We start from the raw sequence: 24,377 nt of genomic DNA, 5'->3' as shown, positions 1-24,377 counted from the left end.
ATCCGTCTGCTATCACCCGCCTTTGCACGGAGCACCGCCATGACCACCAATGCCCCCGCCCTCGATGATCAAACCCTGGCCTTTGCCGAACGTGTATTCGATGCCGCCCGTAACGGTGCCACGGCCGAGTTGCAGGCGCTGCTGGGCCAGGGCCTGCCGGCCAATCTGCGCAACCACAAGGGCGACAGCCTGCTGATGCTGGCCAGCTACCACGGCCATCTCGACACCGTAGCCATGTTGCTGGACCAGGGTGCCGATGCCGACCTACGCAATAACAACGGCCAAACACCGCTGGCCGGTGCCGTGTTCAAGGGCAACCTGCCAATGCTGGAACTGTTGCTGAGCAAGGGCGCGGATGTGGAAGGCGCTACGCCGGATGGCAAAACCGCGTTGATGATGGCGGCGATGTTCAATCAGGGCACGGCCATTGATCTGCTGCTGGCCTATGGTGCCAACCGCGACGCCCGTGAACAGGGAGGCCTGAGTGCGCTGGACCTGGCCCTGCGGATGAATACCCCGCTGGCCATCGAGCGCTTGCAAACGGTCTGATGCCGGTGCGCCAGCCTTGAATACGGTGGCAATTCGGGTAGGCTCGTGACCTTTCCTAAAAGGAGTTCTGCCATGCCTAAAGCCACCGCCCGCCATATCCTGGTTTCCACCGAAGCCAAGTGCAATGAACTGAAAGCTGCCATCGAAGGCGGTGCCGACTTCGCCCAGGTGGCCAAAGACAACTCCAGCTGCCCGTCCAGCCGTGACGGCGGTAACCTCGGCTCCTTCGGCCCGGGCCAGATGGTTAAAGAGTTCGACACCGTGGTATTCAGCGCCCCGGTAAACGTGGTGCAGGGCCCGGTGAAAACCCAGTTCGGCTACCACCTGCTGGAAGTCACCAGCCGCCAGGACTGATCCTGCCGCAACGCCCCGGGTGCCCATGCGCTCGGGGCGTTTTTGTTTCTGCTGTTCTCGCCTGGCCCGCTCGCCTATCCCTGCCAATGGCGGCCACAAAGCCCGCCGCCGGAGCCGGATGACCAATGATTTAATGCAAGGCGTTCTCATTGAGAACCCATTGACCTGAAGCAAGAACGAGCCGTCCGGGCCGCCGTATAACGGTGCGACCCGCGCTGGCAGCCCTCGTCTGGAGCAGCGCTTTCTTGCCCATGAGGTTGAGCATGAACATCACATCCGCAAGCATCTGCGCCGCCGCCGACGAGCTGAAAGGTTTCGTCGGCTTCAACAGCAAAACCGGCCAGCACCTGGTGCGTTTCAGCGAGGACTCCTTCGGTCTCGACGTGGTGCAAAGCAGCATTACCCCCACCAGCGAGTTTGTCTGGGTACAGGTCGACGGCGACCTGATGACCCTCAGCCGCGACTGCCTGCAACTGCTGCTGGAGCAGAATATCGACGACCGCCTCAACCTCGCCCCGGCCCTGCATGTGTATATGCGCCGCCGCGACCTGGCGGAAATCCGCGCCGAGCGCCGGTTGCAGAAAACCTGCAATGGCGAGTGCCAGAACGGCACCTGCAAAAACGGCCACAAGCATGGGGAAAACGCCCAACGGTTACCCACCACCACCCTGCTGTAAGCACTCTTGGACTAAATAAATGGCTGCGCCCTGTCGATTTGCCGAGTTGGCATTCGACCAGGGGTGTAGTCGCTGCTTCCAGCGACCCGCCAGCACAGGAGTGATTCCCCATGGTCCGCGATATTTTCGTCAATCTGCCGGTCAAGCATCTGCCCAAGGCCATCGCCTTCTTTACCGAACTGGGCTTTACCTTCAACCCGCAATACACCGATGACACCGCCACCTGCATGATTCTTGGCGAGCACATCTACGCGATGCTGCTGACCGAAGAAAAATTCCAAGGTTTCACCCCCAAGCTTCTGTGCAATGCCAAGACCCACAGCGAAGTGCTGACCTGCCTGTCGGTGGCCGATCGGCAAACGGTGGATAGCCTGGTGAGCAAGGCGCTGGCCGCTGGCGGGCGCACCATTAGCGAACCCAAGGATTACGGCTTTATGTACCAGCACGGCTTCGAAGACCTGGACGGGCATATCTGGGAGCTGGTGGCCATGCAGGACGAAGCAGCGTAAGAGCGAAATGCCAGGCAACAAAAAGCCCGGCCAGTGCCGGGCTTTGAAAGAGGTACAACCTGGCCTGGGATCAGGCCAGAGTGCGAGCTTGCAGATGATCAGCACCACCTTCGGCAACACGGTTGGTGTGTTCTGCACCACCTTCGGCAACACGGTTGGTGTGTTCTGCACCGCCTTCGGCGACACGGTTGGTGTGTTCTGCACCGCCTTCGGCGACACGGTTGGTGTGTTCTGCACCGCCTTCGGCAACACGGTTGGTGTGTTCTGCACCACCTTCGGCAACACGGTTGGTGTGTTCTGCACCACCTTCGGCAACACGGTTGGTGTGTTCTGCACCACCTTCGGCAACACGGTCAAGAACCATGTAGCTACCTTCGTAAGCGATGCGTTTGTCTTGCTGGCGATCAGCACCACCTTCGGCGTGAGCGGCTGGCAGGGTGAACAGGCTTGCGACGAACAGTGCGGCGAATGCTTGAGATTTCATGATGGTTGCTCCAGAAGATTGGGGTGGCGTAAGTGAGTACGGGGCCAATCTTACGGATCGCCAGCTGATTAAAAAGTGAACGCTCGCGATAGCTGTCATCGATAGGAATGATAGCGGTGAAATAGCTTAACTATCATTAGGTTAAAGAATTTCGGTAGCAAAAAGCATCGCGGCTAAACGGAATGCCGCGATGTTTTTGAGCCGAACGGCAAGCTCTCAGAGCAAGGTCTTGGCCGCAAACGCTGCACCAATGGCCAATACAAAAGCCAAGGCACTAAGCAGCACTTTGTTCACCGGTCGCGCCTGGGGCACGGCGTCTTGCTGGGTCGCGTTGGCCGCCGCTACTTTCAGCGGATTGACGGTGGCTGCCTGAACAATAGGTCGGGCAGTTGCCGGTTTGGCCACGTTTACCACCGGCATAAACAGGGTGGCATCTTCATCGTCGGCCTGGGCAACTTCCACTTTCGGGCCGATCACCAGCAGGGTCACCGAGCCCATGCGCACCTGGTCGCCGGGCTGCAGTACGGCCATGCCGACTTTCTGGTGGTTGACATACACACCATTGGCGGACGCCAGGTCCTTGATCTCCAGCACTTCGTCCTTGAGGAAGAATTCGGCGTGGCGACGGGACAGTTCCAGATCGCTAAAGCACATTTCGCACTTCACTGAGCGGCCGAAGGTCATTGAGCCGGTGACGTGGAATTTATGCCCCTGGTGCTGCTCCCCGGTGATCACCTGCAGAAACCAGCGCGGCGCGTTGGCCGCTTTCGGTTTGCTTTTGGCCGGGTCGATCAGGGTCAGCTCCAGGCCGCCCAGGCGCACCTTGTCTTCGGAGCGCAGCTGATAGCGGGCACCCACCCGTTCGCCATTGACGAAGGTGCCGGCGGCGGTGCCGCAATCGGTGAGGTAGTAGAGGCCGTGATCCTGGCGGATTTCCGCATGGAAGGGGCTGATATCGGTGTCGGTCAGTACCAGGTTGTTGCGGCTGTCCTGGCCGATGGTGAAACGCTCGTCGACCAACCAGATGGGGGCCTGACGGTTGTCGCTGAAATGAATCCTGAGCATGTTCGGCACGACCTTGAGAAATGACAGCCAGCGGAGGCGAATAATCCCTGAGGCGAGGCCCGCCGGAGCCTCGCGCAACAGAAGTATCACTTTGCCACTAGTTAAAGAGTTTATTCCACAAGCGTTTGACTACATTCGGATTTTTTTCTTCGCCAGGCTCTGCCGAGGTGGTACTGGTGGGGGTGGTACGGCTCGAGGCGACGGCCGCTGCCGCGGCTTTTTTCTTCGCTGCGGCGCGGGCGGCGATGGCCGCTTGGGTATTGCGCACGCGTTCGTCGTGGCCATCCAGGCCTTTCAGCAATTTCTCGTTGTCGGGCTGGGCTTCCAGGCCGCTTTTGATCAGTTGCAGGGCTTGGTCGAATTGCAGCTTGTCGTAGGCCACTTCGCTGAGATCGAGGAAACGTTCGGCCACCGCCTGCAGACCGGTCAGCGCCTGCTCGTTACCCGGCGCCCAGCCCAGCACTTGCTGGTAATAGAACACCGCGTTATCGCCTTCAGGCTGTAGCAACTTGTCTTCGTTGGCGGCCTTCTGCGCCAGGTTCAGGCTGTTGGCAATGCGCGCCTGCAAGACCCGCTGCAGGCCATCCAGGGCCTCGGTATTGTTCTTGTCGATCAGCAGCACCTGACGATAGAAGTAATCGGCGTTGTGCTCGGGTGGGTCGACCAACTGGCCTTCGTTCAGACTCAGCTCACCCTGGGTGAGGAACTCGGCGATCTTCTGTTGCTGCTGGTAGTAGTAGCCGCCAAGACCAGCACCGCCAACGATCAGCAGCAGACCGAGGGCGACCATCCACAATTTCGACCTGCCCTGCTGCGTCTTCGGCACCTTGACAGTGGCGTCCTTGACGCTCGCCAATCTGGCCACACGCTGCGGCTGGTTCGGATGGATGGCAATCGCCGGGGCGATGCGGGTGTGGTCGAGATCCTGCTCATTCAGTTCGGCCAGGCTGGCCAGCAGCACATGGCAGTCGGCAAAACGCTCTTCGGGATTCTTCGCCAGCATGCGGTTGAGCAAGTGCTGGTACTGACGCAGATGATCGGGCAGCTCAGGGGCCTCGAGTTGCACATGGTTCATCACCGTCTGGGTGTAGCTGGAGCCCTTGAACGGGTTGGTGCCGGTAAGCATCTCCAGCAGGATCACGCCGAGGCTGTAGATATCGCTGCGCGCATCCAGGGGTTCGCACTGGGCTTGTTCTGGGCTGCTGTAAGCCGGGCTGCCAACGGCAATATTGAAGTGGGTCAGCTCGCTGTTGAGGTCCAGTTCCTTGGCGATGCCAAAGTCGGTGATCACCGCCGTGCCATCGGCGCGGAAGAGGATATTGGCCGGCTTGATATCGCGGTGCACCATGCCTTTGTCATGCACCACGGCCAGGCCGCTGGCGATCTGTCGGACCACGGTCAGCGCACGCTGGGCCTCGAACTTTTCGCCTTTGTGCTGGGCCAGGTCACCACCGGCGACGAACTCCATGGCCAGGTAGTAGCGGCCGTCGGGCAACTGGTCGATATCGTGGATGGTGATGATCGAGGGGTGATGCAGGGAGGCGACGATATGCCCCTCTTTGATAAAGCGCTTGCTGAAGGCTTCGTCGTCGGCGCTCAGCAGCACCTTGATCGCCACCTGGCGATGCAACGACTCCTGGGTCGCCAGGTACACCTCGGCCATGCCGCCTTTGCCCAACCGGCCATGCACCAGGTATCCAGGAATTTCTAGCAAGCTGTCATTCATAAGAAGGCGTCGTTGTAGTTATCGGCCCGCAGGCTCTAGGTCGTGGGGCGGAAGATTATTCGGCAGTACCGCCCGCTGATTGCGCGACTCTCTTTGCGAAGATTCGCCGCGCCGGAGGGGCCAGCCTATGAAATAGCCGGCCATTCTCCAACAAATTGTCAGAGTTTTCCCAAATTCAAAAGTTTCCTGAGGAAACTTTGTGGGCGCTGATTCACGCCGATTTGTTCCACGACTGCGAGGCCGATCACGATGCAGGAAATATTGTCGCGCCCGCCGGCCTGGTTGGCGCTGCCAATCAACTGCTCGACCAGCTCGTCCAGAGTGGCCGCCGAGGCACACAGCTGCTGAATCTGCTCATCGCGCACTTCACCGCTCAGACCATCGCTGCACAGCAGCAGCAACTCCCCGGGTGCCAGAGTGCCTTGCACCAGGCTGACCTCCAGAGGCAGTTCAGCCTGGCCCAGGCAGCGGGTGACCACATTGCGCCGCGGATGGTTGCGCGCCTCTTCGGCGCTGAGCTGACCGGCGTCCACCAGGTCTTGCACCAGGCTATGGTCGCGGCTGACTTGTTGAATGCCCTGGGCACTCACCCGATAGGCGCGGCTGTCGCCGACCCAGGCCAACTCGAACTGGGCATTGTGAAAGCGCACCGCCACCAGCGTGGTGCCCATGCCGGCGGAATCCGGGTCTTGCTCGCCGGCGGCAATGATCGCCGTATTGGCGCTGTGCACGGCACCTTCCAGGGATTCGCCCTGTTGCAGCGTTTCCAGCAGAGTATCCAGAGCCAGGGCGCTGGCCACCTCACCGCGCTGGTGACCGCCCATGCCATCGGCCACGGCCCATAGATTCAGGGCTGGGCAACACAGCACCGCGTCCTCGTTGTGCGAGCGCACCCGGCCACTGACCGAGAGCGAGGCATAGCCGAGCGAGACTGAAGCGAAAGGTGTGGGCATAAGCCGTTGACGGACCGGTTTGGGGTGACTGGGGGTAAAAGGACGCTGAATGATGCGACCCTGCTACAGCGCTGTCATCGCTTTTACGCAAAACTGTTAAACAGTCGAGCCTTGACCGTGCGACAGGCAACTCGATTTGAGGGGGTGCCAGCGCGCGGCAGAGCGACTAAAATCGGCAGCCTTATTTCGTCGCCCCGGTTTAACAGCCCCTTACCGGCCCTGTAGACCGCGCCACGAACCGCTTACCAACCAGTCAGAGCAAGAGAGCCAGCATGGGCGCACAGTGGAAAGCCAAACCTAAAGAAGCCGCCGCCAACGCCAGAGGCAAGATTTTTGGTCGCTTGGTTAAAGAAATCATGATCGCTGCCCGCAACGGCGCCGACCCGGATCTGAACCCCAAGCTGCGGTTGGCCATCCACCAGTCGAAAAAGGCCTCGATGCCCAAAGACACCCTGGAGCGCGCGATCAAGAAAGGCGCTGGCCTGTTGGGCGACACCGTGACCTTTCACTCCGCCACCTATGAAGGCTTCGCCCCGCACCAAGTGCCGGTGATCATTGAATGCCTGACCGACAACATCAACCGCACCGTGGCCGAAATCCGCGTGCTGTTCCGCAAGGGCCAGATGGGCGCTTCCGGTTCGGTAACCTGGGACTTCGACCACGTTGGCCTGATCGAAGCCAGCCCGGAAGGCGCTGCCGATCCGGAAGAAGCCGCCATCGAAGCCGGCGCGCAGGATTTCGAGCCGGCTGAAGAAGGTGCCACACTGTTTATCACCGAAGCCACCGACCTCGACGCCGTCAGCCGCGCCCTGCCTGAACACGGTTTTACCGTGAACTCGGCGAGCCTCGGCTACCGCCCGAAAAACCCGGTGACCTCGCTGACCGAAGCACAGATGGAAGAAGTCGAAGCCTTCCTCGAAGCCCTGGACAACCATGACGACGTGCAGAATGTGTACGTCGGGTTGTCTGGCTAAGCCCTTAGAGCATCGCGGCTGACCGGAGTGCCGGACCAGCCGCTCCTACGCGGTCGCACAATCCGTAGGAGCGGCTGGTGCCGCGATCCCTGGAAATACCGTTTCCTCTCTTTCTATTTCCCTGCGGACGCCCCCATGAGCACCGACCTACCCGAACAACCGAGCGACGTGGACACCACCACCGACGCTACCGAGAAAAAAGCCGGTTTCAGCTTTCCCTTCTCGGCCTTCGCCAAAGGCACCCAGGACAAATCCCAGCTGGGCTACAAGCCCATGGACAAGTCCAACCACGATAAAAAGCCCGGCCGCGCCCCGAATGGCACCCGCCGCTCGATGGGCAAACGTTGAGTAGCGTGGTCGCCGGCCTGCTGTTGAAGGCCAATGAAGCACGCATCGTCACCCTGAGCGGCACGCGCGCCAGCCACAGCCTGGTGGCGGAGAAATTCAACAAGCTGGCCGTGCCAAAAAATCCCACGCAGGAAGACGTGGCCGCCTTTGTGCGGGCCTTGAGCAGCTTTTGCACGGCCAATAAGGTCGACAAGTTGATGCTCAATCGCCGTGCCACGGCGGGCCAGGGTGCTGGCGGCGCGGGCACTTTTCTACTGGAAGGCGTGGTGCTGGCAAGCGCGCTGATCCCAGTGGACTTCGCTCACCCGGCGACCATGAAAGCCACCGAGCGCAAAGCCGGTGACAGCAAAGCGCAAAAACCGACCACCATCGATCTGGGCAAGGCCTACGACCTGGCTTACGAAGGCCTGCTGTAGGCCGGAATAAAAAAGTCCGCCAGGCGTTCGATCAGCAGCGGTTTGCTATGGCTCAACCAGCGCTTTGCCGCCCGCTCCTGCCATTCCTCGGCGCGGTCCAGGCTATGCCGAGGCACGAAGTCGGCGAGAAACAGGCCCAGGCTCAGCAGGTTGATCTCATGGCCGGCCAGGGTAATTTTCTCCAACAGCTCATGCAGCGCGGCACGTAGCTCCGGCGGCCAGTGCTGGCCGGCGCAGAGTTGCTCTTCCAAGGCTCGGCAGGTGTCGAGATGCTCCAGCATTGCCCCTCCTACGATTTCGAATGTCCCGCCTGAGCGAGAGGTTGGCAGTGAGGCGCAGCGATCAAGCCAATACGGCGACAGACTTCACTTGCGCCCACAGTCGCTGCCCGACCTTCAATTCAAGCTGATCCCGGGAGAAACGGGTAATTCGCGCCAGCAGCGGCGAGCCGTGCATATCCAATTGCACCAGCACATGGGCATGGTTTTCGGCAGCCACTTCAGCCACCACCGTCACCGGCAGCACATTGAGAATGCTGCTGTGCGCCGGTTTTTCCAGGGCCAGGCTGACATCCCGGGCCTGCACTTTGAAGCGCATCTGTTGGCCTTGCACCAGCGGCCCATGGGCCACCTGAATACGCAGTTCGGTATCGGAAAACCCCAGGCTCAGCAATTGATAGTCGGCGTTGTAGTCGCACACCTGCGCCTGCAGCACCACGCCGGCGTCATCGCTCTGCGCCATAGGCAAATCCAGGCGCGCCAGCAACTCGCCCAGCGGCCCACTGGCACGGGCGCGGCCTTGGTCGAGCAACACCAGGTGATCGGCCAGGCGCGCCACTTCATCTGGCGCATGGCTGACGTAGAGCAGCGGAATTTCCAGCTCGTCGTGCAGGCGTTCCAGGTACGGCAGGATTTCGTTTTTGCGCTTGTGATCGAGCGCCGCCAGGGGTTCGTCCATCAGCAGCAGGCGCGGGCTGGTGAGCAAGGCGCGGGCAATGCCGACGCGCTGGCGCTCGCCGCCGGAGAGATGTTCCGGCATACGCTCCAGCAGGTGCCCGATACCCAGCAGCTCCACCGCCTGGGCCAGTTTCACCCGTTGTGCCGCGCCACCAATTCGCTTGAAGCCAAACTGCAGATTGCGCTGCACCGACAGGTGCGCGAACAGGCTGGCTTCCTGGAACACATAACCCAAAGCACGTTGGTGGGTGGGCAGAAAAAAGCCTTTTGCGCTGTCTTGCCACAGTTCGCCATTGACCCGCAGATAGCCGTGTTTGGCTCGCTCCAGGCCGGCGATGCAGCGCAGGCAGGTGGTCTTGCCGGAGCCGGAATCACCAAACAACGCGGTGACGCCTCGGCCGGGAATCTGCAGATCGACGTCCAGCGCAAAGTCCGCATAGTCGACCTTGAAGCGCGCCTCGATCATCGCCTCGCTCATCGCACTAGCGCCTTGGTGCGGCCCTTGGCCTGCAGCACCAAGAGAATGACGAAGGAGAACACCAGCATGCCACCGGCCAGCCAATGGGCCTGAGCGTATTCCATGGCCTCGACGTGATCGAAAATCTGCACTGACACCACGCGGGTTTTATCCGGGATATTGCCGCCAATCATCAGCACCACGCCGAACTCACCAATGGTGTGGGCGAAGCCGAGAATGGCGGCAGTGAGAAAGCCTGGCCGCGCCATTGGCAGGGCCACGCTGAAAAAACTGTCGAGGGGGCTGGCGCGCAAGGTCGCCGCCACTTCCAGCGGCCGCTCGCCGATGGCCTCGAAAGCGTTCTGAATCGGCTGCACCACAAAGGGCATGGAGTAGAACACCGAGCCGACCACTAAGCCGGCAAAACTGAACGGCAAGATCCCCAGGCCAAGGCTCTGGGTGATCTGCCCGATAAAACCGTGGGGACCGAGGGTGATCAGCAGGTAGAAGCCGATCACCGTCGGTGGCAGCACCAGCGGCAAAGCCACTACCGCCGCCACCGGGCCCTTGAGCCGCGAACGGGTACGCGCCAGCCACCAGGCGATGGGCGTGCCGATGACCAGCAAGAGCACGGTGGTCAGTGACGCCAATTGCAGGGTCAAGCAGATCGCCGCGAAATCAGCGCTGGTCAATGACATCGCAAGCGTTCCTCAAGAGCCATTCCTTACAATTGGTAGCCGTAGGATTTAATCACAGCCGCCGCCTTGGCACCGTGCAGGTATTCCACCAGAGCCTTGGCCGCGGCGCTGTCTTGGCCTTTGTTGAGGATCACCGCGTCCTGCTTGATCGGCTCATGCAGGCTGGCGGGCACCAACCAGGCGGAACCGCTGGTGATCTTGCCGTCTTTGTACACCTGCGACAGCGCAACAAACCCCAGCTCGGCGTTGCCGGTGGAGATAAATTGCAGGGCCTGGGTGATGTTCTGGCCTTCGACAATCTTCGGTTGTACGGCAGCGCTGAGGCCGAGCTTTTCCAGCACCTGGGTGGCAGCCAGGCCATAGGGCGCGGCTTTCGGGTTGGCGATAGCCAGATGGGCGAAGGCGTTTGTCTTCAGCACCTCGCCTTGGTCATCCACATAACCTTCCTTGGCCGACCACAGCGCCAGCGAACCGATGGCGTAAGTAAACTGCGACCCTTTGACCGTCTCGCCTTCGCTTTCCAGCTTGGCCGGCGTGCTGTCGTCAGCCGCCAGGAACACTTCGAACGGCGCGCCATTTTTGATCTGGGTATAGAACTGGCCGGTGGCACCGTAGGAGGCGACCAGCTTGTGGCCAGTGTCTTTCTCGAAATCAGCAGCCAGAGCCTGGATTGGTGCGGTGAAGTTGGCTGCCACGGCCACCTGCACTTCATCAGCAATGGCGCTACTCAGGGCGAAGGTGGCGGATAAGGCTACAACCAGGCGAGACATGCGATGAATCATGGACAGCTCCTTGTTTGATTGTGTAGCGATGAGGAAAGTCTGATCGCCAGCTCATTCGCTATATTTACAAATATATAGCGCTAGGCATGACAACGAACAGCACGACGATTAAAAGCCCGCACACTGGGACTGAATCCAACTTGAAGCCACGGGAAACCGATCTGACTGTTGCCCTGATCGGCGATGGGCCGCATCTTGAAAATATCTGACCCTAAAGTCAAGTTATGCCGTTATGCACGGCAGACGCTGTGGTTGCACCAGCTACCCGCTGCTAACATGCCCGTCCCTTCCGCAGACAGCCATCCATGAAACTCGAAGGCCAATTCTGGATCACCCACAACGGTAACGACGTCGCCGGCGAAGGCCGCATCGCCCTGCTGCGCGCCATCGAGAGCACCGGCTCGATCAGCCAGGCGGCCAAGGCGGTGGGTATCAGCTACAAGTTTGCCTGGGACTCCATCGACGCCATGAACGGTGCTTCCGGCAGCCCCCTGGTGCAACGCAGCGCCGGCGGCAAGGGCGGCGGTGGCACCCGGTTGACCGATGCCGGCCATGCGCTGATCGCCGCTTACCAGCGCTATCAGCAGGAACATGGGCTGTTTCTGCAACGCCTGGGCGACGACGCCGGTGTTTCCACCTTGCTGGAATTTATGGAACGCCTGCGGATGAAAACCAGCGCGCGCAATCAGCTGTTTGGCACCGTGCTGGCCATTCACAACGGCGAAGTCAACGACCAGGTGGAATTCCAGCTCAACACCGGCGACCGCCTTACCGCCTCCATCACCCACGACAGCACCGCACGCCTGGAACTGAAACCAGGCGCGGCGCTGTATGCGTTGATCAAGGCCTCGTGGGTGCAGTTGGTGGCCGTGGACTACCGCAGTGATGAAACCAGCGACAACCTGCTGCGCGGCGCAGTGCGGCAGATCACCCGGGGTTCGGCGGAAACCGAAATCGCCATGGAATTAACCGGCGGCACCACCCTGGTGGCCGTGTTGAGCAACGCCCAGGCCGATCGCCTGGAGCTGACCATCGACAAACCAGTGGCGGCCTTGGTCAAGGCCGCGCATATGATCCTCGGGCGTTTTTAGCCGAAGTTATTTCCACCACGGATAAAAGCTCGGCATGGCATTGGCCGACTGCGCACTGTAGTCGGCCGGACGTTTGTCGAGAAACGCCTGCACGCCTTCCTTTCCGCCGCCGGTGCTGGTGTAGAACATGCCCAGGGAATCGACCTTATGCGCCTCCAGCGGATGCGCCTGAGCGGCGTTGCGGTACATCATCTGCCGCGTCAGGGCGATGGCCACCGGGTTGTGCTGGGTGATGCGCCGGGCAATCCTGTAGGCCTCTTCCAGCAACTGGTCGGCCGGCACCAGGGCTTTGACAAAGCGTCCCTGCAGGGCTTCTTCCGGCTTGAGAATATCGCCGCTGTACACCCACTCCAGCGCCTGGGAAATGCCCACGATACGCGGCAGAAACCAGCTGGAGCAGGCTTCCGGCACTATGCCGATCTTGTTGAAGACAAAGCCGATCCGCGCGTGCTCCGAGGCCAGGCGGATATCCATGGCGCAGGTCATGCTGGCACCGATACCCACCGCGGCACCGTTGATGGCCGCGATCACCGGTTTCTTGCACTCGAAAATCGCCAGGGTTACACGCCCGCCGGTATCGCGCACACCGTCGCGAATGGCCGGGTCGTCGAGGCGCTCCTGCAAGTCCTGCAGGGTTGGCTGCTGGCTTTCATCCAGGCCAAACACGTTGCCGCCCACCGACAGATCCATGCCCGCGCAGAACGCCCGGCCGGCACCGGTGACGACAATGGCGCGGACCTCCTCATCGTCACTGGCGCGGTTGAAGGCATCGATCAGCTCGTGGGCCATCTCCACCGTGAAGGCATTCAACTGCTCGGGACGATTTAGGGTCAGGGTCAGAATCTGCTCGTTCACCTGATAGCTGAGGGTGCTGTAGGACATGGGCCGCTCCTGGCAAAAACCATTGGGATTCCTATCATGCCTAGCCGACCTTGCCGCGCCCCGCCGATTAGTAGGGCAAATCTGCCAAGGCTGGCGCGGTAAGTGATTTAATGGCGGCGTTTTTTCGACCCAGAATGCCTATGCCACCTCTTCACTTCGGCACCCTGCCCGCTGTTATGCGGCCACTGCTGAACAAGTTCTACCGCGCCCACCACTCGCCCATGCGCGCTACTGCCGACGATCAGTTGTGGGTGGCGAAAGACGCCGAGATCGTCGCCGGCCTGTGCTTGCGTCCGCTTGGGCAAAGCGCCGGTTGCTGGCTGACCAGCCTGTTTGTAGCCCCGACCCTGCGCCAGCAACGGATCGCCAGCCAGTTGGTACAAAAGGCCTGCGAACACGCGGCGCAACCGGTGTGGTTGTTTTGTCATCCGCAGCTGCTCGGTTTCTATGCCCGCCTGGGTTTTGTTCCGGCCGGTAATCTGCCGCCGGCTCTGGCCGAACGCCTGGCGCGCTACCAGCGCAGCAAGACACTGATCGCCCTGCAGCGCGATGGCCAGCCTTTGGCCGGCCCCGCCTGACTGCTACACTACGCGCCGGCGCCGCCCAGGCCGCCGTTTCCGCCCCACCCCGTTTGCGTGTCAGGAACAGCATGAAAATCGACAAAAAAACCGCCATTGCCCGCCGTAACCAACAACTCGGCAGCGCAGTGCTCGGCGTCAACAACACGCACTTCGCGACGATCAATCTGAACAAGAACATCTGGTGGTTCGACATCCCGGTGGGCCGCCTGAAAATCGGCCAGTACGAATGGGTGCACCTGCTGATGCACAACCACGTCACCGATGAACTGCACCACCTGCGTGTACCGACCCTGTATCTGCGCACCCACGAAGACGGCCTGGTCACCCGCAACAAAGGCAGCCGCAACGCCACCGTCAGCCTCGAACTGTCAGCCGACCGCGACTCGCTGTTTCAGGATGTACGGCCCACCGGCACTGGCGTGCGCTTCGCCGAGTTTGTGCAGGCCTAACGCCAGAGCTGCCCCCCTTACATAACCTTTACACCCTGCCTCGGCACTTCACTGTGTAACGAGCGTCTTACAGATAACCCGGCATCAACCTCACCGGGTATCAGGAGACCAACATGTTAAGTCTGCCCAAAGTTGCGCTGTTGCTCGGCAGCCTGGCCCTCGCCGGCCAGGCCTCCGCCCACGGTGGAGACGGTGGACCCTTTGTGCTCGGTGCAGTTGTCGGTGCTGTAGTAGGCGGCGCAGTGGTTGCTTCGCGGCGCGCCCCGGTTTACGTCCAGGCCCCACCGCCGCCACCCGTTGCTTACTACCCACCACCACAGCCGGTATATGCGCAGCCGGTGTATGCCCAACCGGTGTACTACCAACCGGTAGTAGTGGAAGCGCCGCGTTATTACGGCCCCCGCTACTACGCCCCGCCACCCCCACGGCCGGTGTATTACGAGCCACGGGGTTATGGTTATGGCCCTGGCCATGGTCACGGCGGTCGCTGGTAAGCCCCAGGAAAAGCCCATCGGATAGATGGGCTTTTTCTCGTCTGGGGGCTGGGTTTTACTAGCAGCGAAGGTTTCAGTTTGCTTCAAGAGCCTGGGTCCCAGCCTTCGCTGGGACGACGGTGGTGGCGGTAAAAACTCCGTCGTCCCAGCGCAGGCTGGGACCCAGAATTTCGGATGCAACAAGACAAGCCGCCATGGTGCCAGGGGCTGCGCTGTTGTTGCATAAGCCTTGATTCAACTTGGTTGAATCGAGCAAGGGCCCGCGAGTGTGAGCTTTTGTTTGTCTGGGGTTTTATTAGCAGCGAAGGTTTCAGTTTGCTTCAAGAATCTAGGTCCCAGCCTGCGCTGGGACGACGGTGGTGGCGGTAAAAACTCCGTCGTCCCAGCGCAGGCTGGGACCCAGAATTTCGGATGCAACGAGACTAGCCGCCATGGTGCCAGGGGCTGCGCTGTTGTTGCAGGAGCCTTGATTCAACCTGGTTGAATCCAGCCAGGGCCCGCGAGTGTGGGCTTTTGTTTGTCTGGGTGCAGCCCAATAAGATCGCCCACTAATGACTGGGAAATTTATTCAGCGTCTTCACGAAATATTCACAATTACCGCGCAATACTCCAGGCAGCTGAAGGACCAGCACCCTATCTGCAAAGAGCCCGCCACCACGCGGGCTTTTTGTTGTCTGGGGAAAAGTGCTTTGGCTTCCGGCCCAGGGGAATCACCAGTTTGTTGATGGAGCGGTAATGGCTGACCGCCAGGATGGTAAGGCATGGAAATATCCCTATCGCTGTCACTATCACGGCAGGCCAACGGATTGCCTTTGCCTGGCCAAGGCTTTAGAACGGTGAACTACGCCTGGTCGAAAACGCGTCGACCCTCATAAGGAAGCTCGCCCATGTCTGTCGCCGACACCCTGAAAAAACGTATCTCCGTGCGTGCCTTTCTCGACACCCCGGTAGACGCCGCCACCGTCCATGCCCTGCTCGACGATGCACGTTGGTCGCCCTCCGGCGGCAATCTACAGCCGTGGAAAGTGATCGCCGTGGCCGGTGCGGAAAAAGCCGCGCTGGAGCGCCTGGCTGTGGAAGCCATCATGAAAAATCCCAAGGGCGAAGTCGGTGCCTACCCGATCTACCCCGAAGGCCTGCAAGACCCCTACCGCGCGCGCCGCTACAAGATCGGCGAAGACATGTACGCCCTGCTCGGCATCCCCCGCGAAGACAAAGGCGCGCGATTGAAATGGATGTCGCGCAACTACCAATTCTTCGGCGCGCCGGTGGGCCTGTTCTTTGTCATCGACAAGGAAATGGGCAATGGCCAGTGGGCCCATGTCGGCATGTTTATGCAATCGCTGGCGCTGCTCGCAGAAGAACGTGGCCTCGGCACCTGCATGCAGGAAGCCTGGGGCATGGCCCGCGATAGCCTGCACCAGCACTTCGGCCTGGCTGACAACGAAGTGGTGTATTGCGGCATGGCGCTGGGTTATCCAGACTCCGCCGCCACGGTCAATCAACTACGCTCCGAGCGCGCGGCGGTGGAAGAGTTTGCCCGCTTCAGAGGGTTTTGAGCCTGGCCGTCAGCTAGGGCTTAGGCACCGTTAGCGGCCCATTGCGCCAGGGCGTGTATTCGACACTGACCTGACCGCTGGCGATGCCGTCCTTGCCAACTTGAAAGTACGGCATCTGCCGCAGGTCAAGGTGCAGGCAACGTTCGCTCAGACGCTGCACCAGGGCGTTGTCCTGCTTGAACTCACGACGCCTTAGCGGATGCGGATCGATCACCACCTCACAGCTTTGCACCACCCCTTGCGCATCAGCGCGGAGCTCGAAGCGGGCGACGCCGATGCTGTCCAGTGTTTCGCTCGCCAGGGTGCGTTCCCAAAAGAACTGACTTCGCGCCTGGAGTGGCCGCATCCGTGCCCGGCGCTCCTCGGATGCGCGGTCTTGAGCGGGGAAAATCAGCGGTGCCAGCAGTTTCGTGACCTCCTCGCTGTGACCTGCCTCAACGGGCAACTCGGGTAGCACGGTGCTCCAACAGACGCTCTGCATATGCGCCGCCAGAATGGCGTTATAAGGCGGTGTGCCAGGCGCTGCGGCGCTGTAGGGCTCAATTTCACAGGCCACTACCCGAGCGTTTTTATCGATGCTGAACACCATCTGCAGACTGCCCTGCAGCGAGGCGACATTGCTGACAAACGCCCGTCGCCAGATCGCATTCTGCGCATCATGGGTAAATTGCACCCGGCGCTGCTGCTCCGGACTCAATTCGGCCGCCGGCGGTGGGACGGGCCTGGACTGGCAAGCGCCGAGGGCCAGCAGACCGGCGAGCAGCAGAGAACGTAGCGGTAGGCTCATAAACTTCCTTGTTAATCGCCAACCAGCGCTGAACAGCCAGTTGGGCGGCCGGCCTATTAAGCCAGCAGCGACTGTGGCGCGGCAATAACACCACACGCGTTCAAGGCTCGCAGGGCTGGGCGACGCCTGACTGGAAAAACTTTGCACACAGACTCGACACTGGGAAAAATCACGATCTAGAATACTGTATATCCAACCAGCATCAAGGATCTTGTTGCATGACTAGCGCCGCCACCCGCCAGCCGAGCCAATACGAACTGCTCGCCACCCGCCTGCAGAAAATCATCAACGCCCCCGCCGCGCAGAAATCGAAAACCGCCTTGCTCTACAAGGCCCCCGATGAATCGGAAGACGACTGGGCGCAGGTACTGGCGGAAATCGGTGAGACCGACAACGTCACCATCGCCTATCGCGACGATGGTGGCGTACATCTGTTCTGGGTGGTGCCGCAGGACGACTGAGCGGCAGGCTTCACAACGGCAGCGGATTTATCTCGATGGCATTGGCGAAGGCCCCCGCGGTATTTCCCGCTGCACAGCGCAGCCAGATGCGGGCTTTTCCTTGCTCATCGGCCGTGCCGAAGCCCACGTAGATTTTCGGCGTACTGCCGGTCACATAGGCGCAATCAATGGAGCCCGAAACATTGACCCCGTCATTGGAGAACTCCTGCAGACGCGTCTGTCCTGCCGTGACCTTGCGGCAACACAGCACCCGGTAACGAAACTGCTGAAGTGGCTGCAGGTTGATGATTTCCTCCAACACCACAAAGGTCGGCGAGGTGGTGAAGGTGTAGGCACCGCGAAAGGTATCGTTGAGTAAGCTATGGGTGTTGTTGCCGGTGCCCATGCCGGTTTGCGTAGTGGTCCCGCTAAGCGCCGGCCGCGCGCCCAGACCGAGCACCGGGTCATGCCCCTCCCACGGGCAAAGGTACGGGGCTTCCGGCAAGTCGGTGCCCGGTGCCGTGGAGCCCCGTGCGTTGGCAATCAGATGGGTGGAAGAACGGGTCACCGTCGCCGTCGGCCGATACACCACCAGTGCCCGCCCCGCCTTGGGCACCTGATCATTGATGGGGTCTTCCTTCAACGGGATATAGGGCGGCGGCGTGCCTTTGATCATCGCGGCGGCCACATCCATCCAGTACTTCAACAGCAACTGATAACCCAACGGGTTGTAGTGGGTGCTATCGATCAGCACCTTGGTGTACCAGTTATAGGCAATCGGATAGGGGTAACCGTAGGAGCGGCAATAGAAATTCCACGGCACCTGATAAGACAGAGGATCGATCCACTCCTCGTTGAAGGGTTTGGCACCCATGTCCTGATTGACCAGGCAGGTGGTAGACGGCGCACCGTAGAGGCGAAAGGTGTTGTTGAAGATCAGCACATGGGTATCACCGCACTGCGCCTTCATCTCGGCGTTCAACAGATCCAGCGTGGCTTTTTTCTGCGCCAGGGTGGTGGGGTTAGCGCTGGCGTACGGCACCAGGGCGGTGACCGCATTGCCGGTGGGCATCGACAGAATCAGCACCCCGGCACCGCCATCGCTGCGGGCTGCCAGAGCGGGCCGTACGATAGTGGTCCACTTGGCATAAATCCCATCGGGGTCCATGCCGCTGAAGCCGTAGTACTGCACCGCCACAACGTCAGTCAGTCCGTGGCCAACCTGCACGTAATCCAGGGCGGCGGCGAGAAAGCCGTTGGCCATGCCATTCTCAATGGAAGCGCCCACCAACATGATGGTGTCGATCCCCGCCAGCGGTGGCGGCAAAGGTGCACTCAAGTAACTCGAAATATCGGGCATTACGGTATCCCCCAGAATTAGACCGGCGGACCCGTGGCGGTGTCGCCTCCAAGCTGGAGAACGGCGATGGTGCTCCCTGCGTCATCAGCCAGGCTGGTAACGATCAGCACCGCAGGGGTGCAGCGGTCGATAGTGGTTGTCCAAATGTGCTCAAAGATGGCCACCGCACACAGCCTAACGACGCGCTGTTACCCATCAATGAATAACGCCGCACCCGTCTGGCGATCAGCCCTTGTGGGCAATTGCCAGCATGAGCCGCACGGGGTGCTTTGCGTTACGCGCAACCAGATAGCAGTTTTCGCGCCAAAATAGAATGGTTCGCAACGCCGCTGGTCAGTGAGCGGTGCTGGAACAGGCGAGAGACGGGGGGAGTTAAAGTGCAGGTGAGTTCCGGGATATCTGGTGCCGTTGAGAGGAATCGAACCTCCGACCTCCTGCTTACGAGGCAGATGCTCTACCGACTGAGCTACAACGGCACCACCGTCACTCTAGAACAGCGTTGGCGGTTTTTGCCAACGCAGCTCGATTGATCAGGGCAATTCGATACGGTCAGCGTGAATAACCAGCTCACCTTGTTTGTACAAAGCGCCAATGGCTTTTTTGAAGTTGCCTTTGCTGACGCCAAACAGGCCGGCGATGGTTTCCGGTGGGCTCTTATCGCTGACCGCCAGCACGCCGCCGCTTTCGCGCAGTTTGTTGAGGATCTGTTCGTGCAGGCCGGTGGCGGCTTCTTTGCCGACCGGTTGCAGGCTGAGGCTGAGTTTGCCGTCGGGGCGAATCTCTTTGATAAAGCCTTTTTCCTCTTTGCCGGGGCGCAGGAACTTGAACACTTCGTTCTTGTGGATCAGGCCCCAGTGCTGATTGTTGATGATGGCTTTGAAGCCCATGTCGGTAGACTCGGCCACCAGCAAATCCACGGCCTGACCAACGCTGTAGCGGGCCGGGGTGTTGTCCAGGTAACGGTCCAGACGGGCGGTGGCGGTGATGCGGCGGGTGTGTTTGTCGAGGTAGACATGCACCACGCAGTACTCACCGGCTTGCAGCGTGCGCTTTTCTTCGGAGTACGGCAGCAGCAGGTCTTTGGATAAGCCCCAGTCGAGGAAGATGCCGATGCTGTTGACTTCCTTGACCTTCAAACTGGCGAATTCGCCGACCTGCACTTTGGGCTTTTCGTTGGTGGCGATCAGTTTGTCGTCGCTGTCCAGGTAGATGAACACATTCAGCCAGTCTTCGACTTCGCTCGGCGTGTCCTTCGGGATATAGCGGTTGGGCAGGAGAATTTCGCCGTCGGCACCGCCGTCCAGGTAAAGACCGAAGTTGGTGTGTTTAACCACCTGCAAACTGTTGAAACGTCCGATTAAAGCCATGTGCACTGCCCTCGTTGCGTGGCCGGCATTCTACCCGATGCGCGCCGGCAACAGTGACGGCCCGGTGCCAATCACTGATAATCGCCGGCCACTGCACGCCGCCGAAAGAGCGCTGTGCGTTTTTCTCTGCAACAGGCCGCCCATGACCAGCGAACAGAATCACAACGCACTTCACGGCGTCACTTTGGAAACCATTGTCAGCGCCCTGCAGGCGCATTACGGCTGGGAGAAGTTGGGTCAACTGATCGATATTCGCTGCTTTCAGAGCGAGCCGAGCGTGAAATCCAGCCTGAAGTTTCTGCGTAAAACGCCCTGGGCGCGGGAAAAAGTCGAGGCCCTGTACCTGCGCACCAAACTGCGCTGACCGACGGCAAACCGGGGCAAAAACCCTAAACTTCAGGCTTTTTATGGCTTAACAAGCAGTTAGCCGCCCGTAGTCGGGCTCTCTGGCTAAATTCGCTGTCGCCAAATTGACCGTTATTAGCCGGGTCAGGGCCGCTCATTTTGTGTACAATGCCTGGCCAAATTACTGCTTATAGGTTAAATGGCCGCCATGCGCGTTAAAGCATCCGAAATGAAGAAAAAAGCCCCTCCTGCCGTTGAAACCCATAGCTCCATCGACGACGCAGTGACAGCCTTCCTGAAAGCCGGCGGCCAGATCCAGGAAATCCCTAAGGGTGTAAGCGGTCAGGTGTTCGCCCCGTCGCGCCACATCACCCTCGGCAAGAAGTAACACCTCTATCTCTATTGCTGCTGTTCCAAGCGCTTGATTCTAAGGATGTTAATTAAAGCGCTCGAACAGCTGTAGTACCCCGCTCGCTCCTCCGTAACACCCCCTCCTGATTACACGGCTACTCACACATTCTTTGCCTTTGCGACAGACAAGCTTCTGGCCTCTAACACAGAGTTGTTTCAGAATCGTGTCACCACGCGGTCGCCGCCCCTTATGCTTGCCGACTGGTTCGGATTCTCTCTGCCTTATCTCAGGAGCTCCTGTGCGCATTTCCAGCCCTTGGCTGCAGCACCCGGTTTCCCCCCTGATCGCCCGTGGATTTCTTCTGCTCGTGGTGCCGCTTGTCAGCCGTTATTTTCTCGGCTGGTCGAACGGGTTCGGTTATTTGTCGGACCTCGGCATCGGCACCCTGCTGCTCTTGCTGCTGCACAATCGCCCGCTGTGGCTGGCCATGCCCGTGCTGCTGGTGTGGAGCCTGTTCGCCCTGAGCAGCGCCGAACTGGTCGGCGCTGTCGGGCGGATGCCGGAAGTCAGCGACCTGCAGTACCTCACCGATGCACAATTCGTCGGCCACTCCACCCAGGGCGGCGGCCTCACCTATCCGCTGCTGGCCCTCGGCCTGGGGCTGGGTCTGCTGGCCAATCTGCTAGTACGCCGCCGCAACGATGCCCTGCGCATTCCGGTCTATGCCTACGCCCTGCCCTTGGGTTTTGCTGTGCTGCACGCCAGCGGCCAATACCTGGAACCCAGCGAAGCGGTGCAGTGGAAGCAATTCAACCTGTCGCACAAGTTGCTGGCCGAGGCCTTTAACGGCGGGCAGCTGCGCCTGGAAGCCTGGCTGGATGACGACGACCCGGACAGCAAGCCCGATATCGCCGGTCTCAGTCAGCTCGATCTGAACGGCAGCAAACTGTTCGCCGGCAAAGGCCAGGCGAAGAACGTCCTGATCGTTACCCTGGAAGGCATTCCCGGTGCCTATATCGCAACCGACCGCCAGGCCCTGCACAGCGCCTATCAGGACGACCTGATGCCGCGCCTGAGCCAATGGGCGGAGCGCGGCATGAACACGCCGGATTACGTCCTGCATAGCCACCAGACCATTCGCGGCCTGTACTCCATGCTGTGCGGTGACTACAGCAAGCTCGACAGTGGTACGCCCAAGGGCGTCGAACTGCTCAACAGCAGCACCCGCAACCTGCAGTGTCTGCCCGCCCAAATGCGCGACCAGGGCTTTCGTACCAGCTTTCTGCAAGGTGCCGGGCTGCGTTTTATGGCCAAGGACAAAATCATGCCGCATATGGGTTTCGAGCAAACCCTGGGACGCAGCTGGTTCAAGAACAAGCCCTATCTGGAATTCCCTTGGGGCATGGACGACAAGGCCTACTTCGAAGGCGCGCTCAAGCATGTGGCCGACCTGCGCCGTTCGCCGCAGCCGTGGATGCTAACCCTGCTCACGGTCGGCACCCACCAACCCTACTCAGCGCCCCAGGGGTATCTGGATCGCTATCCAAATGCCAAGCAGGCCGCCATTGGCTATCTGGACGATGCGGTAGCCGACTTCCTCAGCAGCCTGGAGAAACAGGGCGTGCTCAAGGACACCCTGGTGATAGTCACGTCCGATGAATCCCATGGCATCGACGATGTGCGTCTGGCCTCGGCCTGGGGTTTCAACCTGATTCTGGCCCCGGAACAAAGCAGCCTGCCGAAGCTGAAAAGTGGCGTATACGGGCATGTCGACCTGACCGCCTCGGTGCTCGACTATTTCGACTTCCAGGTGCCACCCAACCTGTCCGGGCGCTCGCTGTTTCGCGATTACATCAGCGGCCGCGAGATCATGTCCTACACCAACGGTCTGCTGCGCCAGCACGATGGCAAGGGCACCTTTACCGAGTGCGATTTCCAGCAGATCTGTCGGCGTTATGCCAGCGATGGCTTTATTGCCGACCAGGCCCGCTACCTGGGCCGGGTCGGCGGCAAACAGGCGCGGTTGGTCAGTGAGCGTGCCGCCCTGCTGGATCAGTCTCTGAGCAATGGCCAGATCGGCCAGCAATACCAGTTTGCCAATAACGAGCGGATCAGCCTCAAGGCCGCCGCCAAGGACGACTGGGCCGACAACCTGATCGGTGCCCAATACCTGGAGCTGCCGCAGGGCACGCGTACCAAGGTCACCCTGACCATCCGCGCGGTGCGCATGGCCAAGCAAGGTGCCAAGCTGTTGCTGAAAACCAAGGAGTTCGATCGCGATGTGGCCGGCCTGATCCCCGAGCTACCTTCGCTCAAACCGGGGCAGACGCTGAATGTCAGCTTCGGTTTCGATAACCTGGAAACCCGCAAGGCCTTCTCTTTCCACCTGCTGGGCGAAGGCCGCGGCGCCATCGAGATCACCGATTTCAGCGTGGTCACCGAACCACTGCTGCCGCCGGATCTGCTCGATCTGGAAAAAACCGAAGAAAGCGCCCAGGCCGACAGCATCGCCCCCGACGAGGTCAGCGACGAGCAGGTCGATCTGTAACCGCACTCAGTTCGTCAGGCCGATGCGCACCAGGCTGCCGGCGGCCGCGTCAGTGAGCAGATACAAGTAGCCATCCGGCCCTTGGCGCACGTCGCGGATGCGCCCGAGTCTATCGCTGAGCAAACGCTCTTCATGGACGATCTCGTTGCCCTGGAGCTCCAGACGAATCAGCGACTGATCGGCCAGGGCACCAATAAACAGGTTGTGCTGCCAGCCGGCAAAGCGCTCGGCGTTGTAGAAAGCCATGCCACTGATGGCCGGAGATTTTTCCCAGACGTGGTGCGGCGGTTCGGTGCCTGGCGCGCTCTTGCCCAGCGCCTCGCTGATGGGCAGCAAGGTGTAATCGACACCATGGGTTGCCAGCGGCCAGCCGTAGTTCTTGCCGGCCTGGGGAATATTGATTTCATCGCCGCCGCGCGGCCCATGCTCGTGCACCCACAGCGCATCGGTCCAAGGGTTGAGCGCCGCGCCCTGGGCATTGCGGTGACCGTAGGACCAGATCTCGCTGCGCGCCCCGGTCTTGCCGACAAAGGGATTGTCCTTGGGCACGCTGCCATCGGCATTCAGGCGCACTACCTTGCCCTGCAGCTTGCCAAGGTCCTGCGCCGCTGCACGCTGATAGTTTTCCCCCAAAGTGATAAACAGATGACCCTGATCATCGAACACCAGGCGTGACCCGAAATGGTTGCCGGTGGACAGTTTGGGTTGCTGGCGGAAGATCACCTGAAAATGCTCCAGCCGGCTGTTGTCGGCCGCCAACTGGCCACGCCCGACCGCCGTACCGGCCAGCCCGTCGTCACCCGCCTCGGCAAACGCCAGGTAAACCAAACGGTCTTCAACAAATTGTGGCGACAGCGCCACATCCAGTAAGCCGCCCTGGCCACGGCTGAACACCTTGGGCACGCCCTCGACCTTGCGGGTCGCACTGAAATCGCTGGCCACCAGCCGCAGCGTGCCGGGGCGCTCGCTGATCAACGCCTGGCCATCGGGTAGAAAGGCCAGGCCCCAAGGGTGCTGCAAGTCAGTTACCAGGTACTCGACCTGCAAGGTGCCGCGCTCGCTGGGCTGCTGAAAATTCTCTGCCGCCTGGGCCATTGCCCAACTGCTCGCAACTGACAAACCGATCACCGCCAATGCCGTGTTCCACATCGCTGAACTTCCCTTGCGCAATCAA

At 60.4% G+C, this 24,377-nt stretch carries 28 protein-coding genes, 1 tRNA gene and 1 pseudogene; 16 read left to right on the top strand and 14 right to left on the bottom strand.

Features of this window, described 5'->3' with window-relative positions; translation table 11 throughout:
• The first annotated feature begins 39 nt into the window (after positions 1–39).
• The 4 genes and pseudogenes from ACVW0Y_RS17470 (at position 40) to ACVW0Y_RS17455 (ending at position 2,089) form a co-directional block, all read left to right on the top strand.
• Positions 40–549 (top strand): ankyrin repeat domain-containing protein, encoded by a 510-nt coding sequence (locus ACVW0Y_RS17470; protein WP_457439897.1) that lies wholly within the window; start codon positions 40–42, stop codon positions 547–549.
• A gap of 72 nt (positions 550–621) precedes the next feature.
• Positions 622–903, top strand: coding sequence for a peptidylprolyl isomerase (locus tag ACVW0Y_RS17465; protein WP_108097253.1), 282 nt, complete (start codon positions 622–624; stop codon positions 901–903).
• A 263-nt stretch (positions 904–1,166) separates the two neighbouring features.
• Positions 1,167–1,484: pseudogene (locus ACVW0Y_RS17460) on the top strand (DUF2025 family protein); the annotation flags it as partial.
• A gap of 206 nt (positions 1,485–1,690) precedes the next feature.
• The gene (locus tag ACVW0Y_RS17455) at positions 1,691–2,089 is read left to right on the top strand and encodes a VOC family protein (protein ID WP_457439895.1); all 399 of its coding nucleotides are present in this window, start codon (positions 1,691–1,693) and stop codon (positions 2,087–2,089) included.
• A gap of 70 nt (positions 2,090–2,159) precedes the next feature.
• Here the strand turns inward: ACVW0Y_RS17455 and ACVW0Y_RS17450 are convergent, their stop codons facing one another.
• From ACVW0Y_RS17450 to ACVW0Y_RS17435, 4 genes are all read right to left on the bottom strand, one after another.
• Positions 2,160–2,573: a phage infection protein gene (locus tag ACVW0Y_RS17450; RefSeq protein ID WP_457439893.1), complete on the bottom strand. Its 414-nt coding sequence runs from the start codon at positions 2,571–2,573 to the stop codon at positions 2,160–2,162.
• Positions 2,574–2,789: 216 nt separating this feature from the next.
• Positions 2,790–3,638 (bottom strand): FHA domain-containing protein, encoded by an 849-nt coding sequence (locus ACVW0Y_RS17445; protein WP_457439892.1) that lies wholly within the window; start codon positions 3,636–3,638, stop codon positions 2,790–2,792.
• Positions 3,639–3,735: 97 nt separating this feature from the next.
• The gene (locus tag ACVW0Y_RS17440; RefSeq protein WP_457439890.1) at positions 3,736–5,364 is read right to left on the bottom strand and encodes a serine/threonine protein kinase; all 1,629 of its coding nucleotides are present in this window, start codon (positions 5,362–5,364) and stop codon (positions 3,736–3,738) included.
• Positions 5,365–5,522: 158 nt separating this feature from the next.
• On the bottom strand, positions 5,523–6,317 hold the full coding sequence (locus tag ACVW0Y_RS17435; RefSeq protein ID WP_457439889.1) for a Stp1/IreP family PP2C-type Ser/Thr phosphatase: 795 nt from the start codon (positions 6,315–6,317) through the stop codon (positions 5,523–5,525).
• A gap of 272 nt (positions 6,318–6,589) precedes the next feature.
• Here ACVW0Y_RS17435 and ACVW0Y_RS17430 point away from each other — a divergent pair, with 272 nt between their 5' ends.
• From ACVW0Y_RS17430 to ACVW0Y_RS17420, 3 genes are all read left to right on the top strand, one after another.
• On the top strand, positions 6,590–7,291 hold the full coding sequence (locus ACVW0Y_RS17430) for a YebC/PmpR family DNA-binding transcriptional regulator (RefSeq protein ID WP_457439887.1): 702 nt from the start codon (positions 6,590–6,592) through the stop codon (positions 7,289–7,291).
• A 135-nt stretch (positions 7,292–7,426) separates the two neighbouring features.
• Complete coding sequence (locus ACVW0Y_RS17425; RefSeq protein WP_457439886.1) at positions 7,427–7,639, top strand: hypothetical protein; 213 nt, start codon at positions 7,427–7,429, stop codon at positions 7,637–7,639.
• Positions 7,640–7,644: 5 nt separating this feature from the next.
• Positions 7,645–8,055 (top strand): DUF3010 family protein, encoded by a 411-nt coding sequence (locus ACVW0Y_RS17420; protein WP_457440023.1) that lies wholly within the window; start codon positions 7,645–7,647, stop codon positions 8,053–8,055.
• Here ACVW0Y_RS17420 and ACVW0Y_RS17415 read toward each other — a convergent pair.
• The 4 genes from ACVW0Y_RS17415 to modA form a co-directional block, all read right to left on the bottom strand.
• Positions 8,037–8,336, bottom strand: a complete 300-nt coding sequence (locus ACVW0Y_RS17415) for a hypothetical protein (RefSeq protein WP_457439884.1) — start codon at positions 8,334–8,336, stop codon at positions 8,037–8,039. The two genes, ACVW0Y_RS17420 and ACVW0Y_RS17415, sit on opposite strands and share 19 nt — an antisense overlap.
• Positions 8,337–8,397: 61 nt before the next feature.
• Positions 8,398–9,477, bottom strand: a complete 1,080-nt coding sequence (gene modC, locus ACVW0Y_RS17410; protein WP_457440021.1) for a molybdenum ABC transporter ATP-binding protein — start codon at positions 9,475–9,477, stop codon at positions 8,398–8,400.
• A gap of 8 nt (positions 9,478–9,485) precedes the next feature.
• Complete coding sequence (modB, locus tag ACVW0Y_RS17405) at positions 9,486–10,166, bottom strand: molybdate ABC transporter permease subunit (RefSeq protein WP_457439882.1); 681 nt, start codon at positions 10,164–10,166, stop codon at positions 9,486–9,488.
• Between the two features lie 26 nt (positions 10,167–10,192).
• On the bottom strand, positions 10,193–10,948 hold the full coding sequence (gene modA / locus ACVW0Y_RS17400) for a molybdate ABC transporter substrate-binding protein (RefSeq protein WP_457439880.1): 756 nt from the start codon (positions 10,946–10,948) through the stop codon (positions 10,193–10,195).
• Positions 10,949–11,253: 305 nt separating this feature from the next.
• On the opposite strand from modA, the gene ACVW0Y_RS17395 reads away from it, so the two are divergent.
• Positions 11,254–12,039, top strand: a complete 786-nt coding sequence (locus ACVW0Y_RS17395) for a TOBE domain-containing protein (protein ID WP_457439878.1) — start codon at positions 11,254–11,256, stop codon at positions 12,037–12,039.
• 6 nt (positions 12,040–12,045) lie between these two features.
• On the opposite strand, the gene ACVW0Y_RS17390 is transcribed toward ACVW0Y_RS17395, so the two are convergent.
• Complete coding sequence (locus tag ACVW0Y_RS17390; RefSeq protein WP_457439876.1) at positions 12,046–12,921, bottom strand: crotonase/enoyl-CoA hydratase family protein; 876 nt, start codon at positions 12,919–12,921, stop codon at positions 12,046–12,048.
• Positions 12,922–13,061: 140 nt separating this feature from the next.
• Here ACVW0Y_RS17390 and ACVW0Y_RS17385 point away from each other — a divergent pair, with 140 nt between their 5' ends.
• From ACVW0Y_RS17385 to ACVW0Y_RS17370, 4 genes are all read left to right on the top strand, one after another.
• The gene (locus ACVW0Y_RS17385) at positions 13,062–13,499 is read left to right on the top strand and encodes a GNAT family N-acetyltransferase (protein WP_457439874.1); all 438 of its coding nucleotides are present in this window, start codon (positions 13,062–13,064) and stop codon (positions 13,497–13,499) included.
• Positions 13,500–13,570: 71 nt separating this feature from the next.
• The gene (locus tag ACVW0Y_RS17380) at positions 13,571–13,951 is read left to right on the top strand and encodes a hypothetical protein (protein WP_457439872.1); all 381 of its coding nucleotides are present in this window, start codon (positions 13,571–13,573) and stop codon (positions 13,949–13,951) included.
• Between the two features lie 113 nt (positions 13,952–14,064).
• Complete coding sequence (locus ACVW0Y_RS17375; protein ID WP_457439870.1) at positions 14,065–14,445, top strand: hypothetical protein; 381 nt, start codon at positions 14,065–14,067, stop codon at positions 14,443–14,445.
• 887 nt (positions 14,446–15,332) lie between these two features.
• Positions 15,333–16,004, top strand: coding sequence for a nitroreductase (locus ACVW0Y_RS17370; protein ID WP_457439868.1), 672 nt, complete (start codon positions 15,333–15,335; stop codon positions 16,002–16,004).
• Positions 16,005–16,017: 13 nt separating this feature from the next.
• Here ACVW0Y_RS17370 and ACVW0Y_RS17365 read toward each other — a convergent pair whose 3' ends face one another.
• Entirely contained in the window at positions 16,018–16,791 is a 774-nt protein-coding gene (locus ACVW0Y_RS17365) for a hypothetical protein (protein WP_457439866.1), read from the bottom strand.
• Between the two features lie 218 nt (positions 16,792–17,009).
• On the opposite strand from ACVW0Y_RS17365, the gene ACVW0Y_RS17360 reads away from it, so the two are divergent.
• Positions 17,010–17,252, top strand: a complete 243-nt coding sequence (locus ACVW0Y_RS17360; RefSeq protein ID WP_457439864.1) for a DUF1654 domain-containing protein — start codon at positions 17,010–17,012, stop codon at positions 17,250–17,252.
• A gap of 10 nt (positions 17,253–17,262) precedes the next feature.
• On the opposite strand, the gene ACVW0Y_RS17355 is transcribed toward ACVW0Y_RS17360, so the two are convergent.
• The 3 genes from ACVW0Y_RS17355 to ACVW0Y_RS17345 form a co-directional block, all read right to left on the bottom strand.
• Entirely contained in the window at positions 17,263–18,591 is a 1,329-nt protein-coding gene (locus tag ACVW0Y_RS17355) for a hypothetical protein (RefSeq protein ID WP_457439863.1), read from the bottom strand.
• Between the two features lie 400 nt (positions 18,592–18,991).
• Positions 18,992–19,067 (bottom strand) — tRNA-Thr (locus ACVW0Y_RS17350).
• Positions 19,068–19,121: 54 nt separating this feature from the next.
• Positions 19,122–19,958, bottom strand: a complete 837-nt coding sequence (locus tag ACVW0Y_RS17345) for a CvfB family protein (protein WP_457439861.1) — start codon at positions 19,956–19,958, stop codon at positions 19,122–19,124.
• A gap of 142 nt (positions 19,959–20,100) precedes the next feature.
• On the opposite strand from ACVW0Y_RS17345, the gene ACVW0Y_RS17340 reads away from it, so the two are divergent.
• The 3 genes from ACVW0Y_RS17340 to ACVW0Y_RS17330 all read left to right on the top strand — a co-directional run bounded on the left by ACVW0Y_RS17340 (position 20,101) and on the right by ACVW0Y_RS17330 (position 23,203).
• The gene (locus ACVW0Y_RS17340) at positions 20,101–20,322 is read left to right on the top strand and encodes a VF530 family protein (protein WP_457439859.1); all 222 of its coding nucleotides are present in this window, start codon (positions 20,101–20,103) and stop codon (positions 20,320–20,322) included.
• Between the two features lie 180 nt (positions 20,323–20,502).
• Positions 20,503–20,691: a hypothetical protein gene (locus ACVW0Y_RS17335; protein ID WP_205898675.1), complete on the top strand. Its 189-nt coding sequence runs from the start codon at positions 20,503–20,505 to the stop codon at positions 20,689–20,691.
• A 262-nt stretch (positions 20,692–20,953) separates the two neighbouring features.
• Complete coding sequence (locus ACVW0Y_RS17330; RefSeq protein WP_457439857.1) at positions 20,954–23,203, top strand: LTA synthase family protein; 2,250 nt, start codon at positions 20,954–20,956, stop codon at positions 23,201–23,203.
• A gap of 6 nt (positions 23,204–23,209) precedes the next feature.
• On the opposite strand, the gene ACVW0Y_RS17325 is transcribed toward ACVW0Y_RS17330, so the two are convergent.
• Positions 23,210–24,352, bottom strand: coding sequence for a PQQ-dependent sugar dehydrogenase (locus ACVW0Y_RS17325; RefSeq protein ID WP_457439855.1), 1,143 nt, complete (start codon positions 24,350–24,352; stop codon positions 23,210–23,212).
• Between the last annotated feature and the right edge of the window lie 25 nt (positions 24,353–24,377).

Source organism: Pseudomonas sp. TE3786, from assembly GCF_054057335.1.
Note: the sequence above shows the minus strand (reverse complement) of the source record. Positions and strands in the feature narration are given on the sequence as shown.

Bases quoted from the DNA above. Each gene is read 5' to 3' on its own strand.
- ACVW0Y_RS17445 (WP_457439892.1), bottom strand. From the start codon at position 3,638: ATGCTCAGGATTCATTTCAGCGACAACCGTCAGGCCCCCATCTGGTTG.
- ACVW0Y_RS17415 (WP_457439884.1), bottom strand. From the start codon at position 8,336: ATGCTGGAGCATCTCGACACCTGCCGAGCCTTGGAAGAGCAACTCTGC.
- ACVW0Y_RS17440 (WP_457439890.1), bottom strand. From the start codon at position 5,364: ATGAATGACAGCTTGCTAGAAATTCCTGGATACCTGGTGCATGGCCGG.
- modC (WP_457440021.1), bottom strand. From the start codon at position 9,477: ATGATCGAGGCGCGCTTCAAGGTCGACTATGCGGACTTTGCGCTGGAC.
- modA (WP_457439880.1), bottom strand. From the start codon at position 10,948: ATGATTCATCGCATGTCTCGCCTGGTTGTAGCCTTATCCGCCACCTTC.
- modB (WP_457439882.1), bottom strand. From the start codon at position 10,166: ATGTCATTGACCAGCGCTGATTTCGCGGCGATCTGCTTGACCCTGCAA.
- ACVW0Y_RS17385 (WP_457439874.1), top strand. From the start codon at position 13,062: ATGCCACCTCTTCACTTCGGCACCCTGCCCGCTGTTATGCGGCCACTG.
- ACVW0Y_RS17380 (WP_457439872.1), top strand. From the start codon at position 13,571: ATGAAAATCGACAAAAAAACCGCCATTGCCCGCCGTAACCAACAACTC.
- ACVW0Y_RS17345 (WP_457439861.1), bottom strand. From the start codon at position 19,958: ATGGCTTTAATCGGACGTTTCAACAGTTTGCAGGTGGTTAAACACACC.
- ACVW0Y_RS17325 (WP_457439855.1), bottom strand. From the start codon at position 24,352: ATGTGGAACACGGCATTGGCGGTGATCGGTTTGTCAGTTGCGAGCAGT.
- ACVW0Y_RS17370 (WP_457439868.1), top strand. From the start codon at position 15,333: ATGTCTGTCGCCGACACCCTGAAAAAACGTATCTCCGTGCGTGCCTTT.
- ACVW0Y_RS17465 (WP_108097253.1), top strand. From the start codon at position 622: ATGCCTAAAGCCACCGCCCGCCATATCCTGGTTTCCACCGAAGCCAAG.
- ACVW0Y_RS17365 (WP_457439866.1), bottom strand. From the start codon at position 16,791: ATGAGCCTACCGCTACGTTCTCTGCTGCTCGCCGGTCTGCTGGCCCTC.
- ACVW0Y_RS17390 (WP_457439876.1), bottom strand. From the start codon at position 12,921: ATGTCCTACAGCACCCTCAGCTATCAGGTGAACGAGCAGATTCTGACC.
- ACVW0Y_RS17360 (WP_457439864.1), top strand. From the start codon at position 17,010: ATGACTAGCGCCGCCACCCGCCAGCCGAGCCAATACGAACTGCTCGCC.
- ACVW0Y_RS17430 (WP_457439887.1), top strand. From the start codon at position 6,590: ATGGGCGCACAGTGGAAAGCCAAACCTAAAGAAGCCGCCGCCAACGCC.
- ACVW0Y_RS17470 (WP_457439897.1), top strand. From the start codon at position 40: ATGACCACCAATGCCCCCGCCCTCGATGATCAAACCCTGGCCTTTGCC.
- ACVW0Y_RS17335 (WP_205898675.1), top strand. From the start codon at position 20,503: ATGGCCGCCATGCGCGTTAAAGCATCCGAAATGAAGAAAAAAGCCCCT.
- ACVW0Y_RS17375 (WP_457439870.1), top strand. From the start codon at position 14,065: ATGTTAAGTCTGCCCAAAGTTGCGCTGTTGCTCGGCAGCCTGGCCCTC.
- ACVW0Y_RS17435 (WP_457439889.1), bottom strand. From the start codon at position 6,317: ATGCCCACACCTTTCGCTTCAGTCTCGCTCGGCTATGCCTCGCTCTCG.
- ACVW0Y_RS17355 (WP_457439863.1), bottom strand. From the start codon at position 18,591: ATGCCCGATATTTCGAGTTACTTGAGTGCACCTTTGCCGCCACCGCTG.
- ACVW0Y_RS17340 (WP_457439859.1), top strand. From the start codon at position 20,101: ATGACCAGCGAACAGAATCACAACGCACTTCACGGCGTCACTTTGGAA.
- ACVW0Y_RS17395 (WP_457439878.1), top strand. From the start codon at position 11,254: ATGAAACTCGAAGGCCAATTCTGGATCACCCACAACGGTAACGACGTC.
- ACVW0Y_RS17450 (WP_457439893.1), bottom strand. From the start codon at position 2,573: ATGAAATCTCAAGCATTCGCCGCACTGTTCGTCGCAAGCCTGTTCACC.
- ACVW0Y_RS17455 (WP_457439895.1), top strand. From the start codon at position 1,691: ATGGTCCGCGATATTTTCGTCAATCTGCCGGTCAAGCATCTGCCCAAG.
- ACVW0Y_RS17425 (WP_457439886.1), top strand. From the start codon at position 7,427: ATGAGCACCGACCTACCCGAACAACCGAGCGACGTGGACACCACCACC.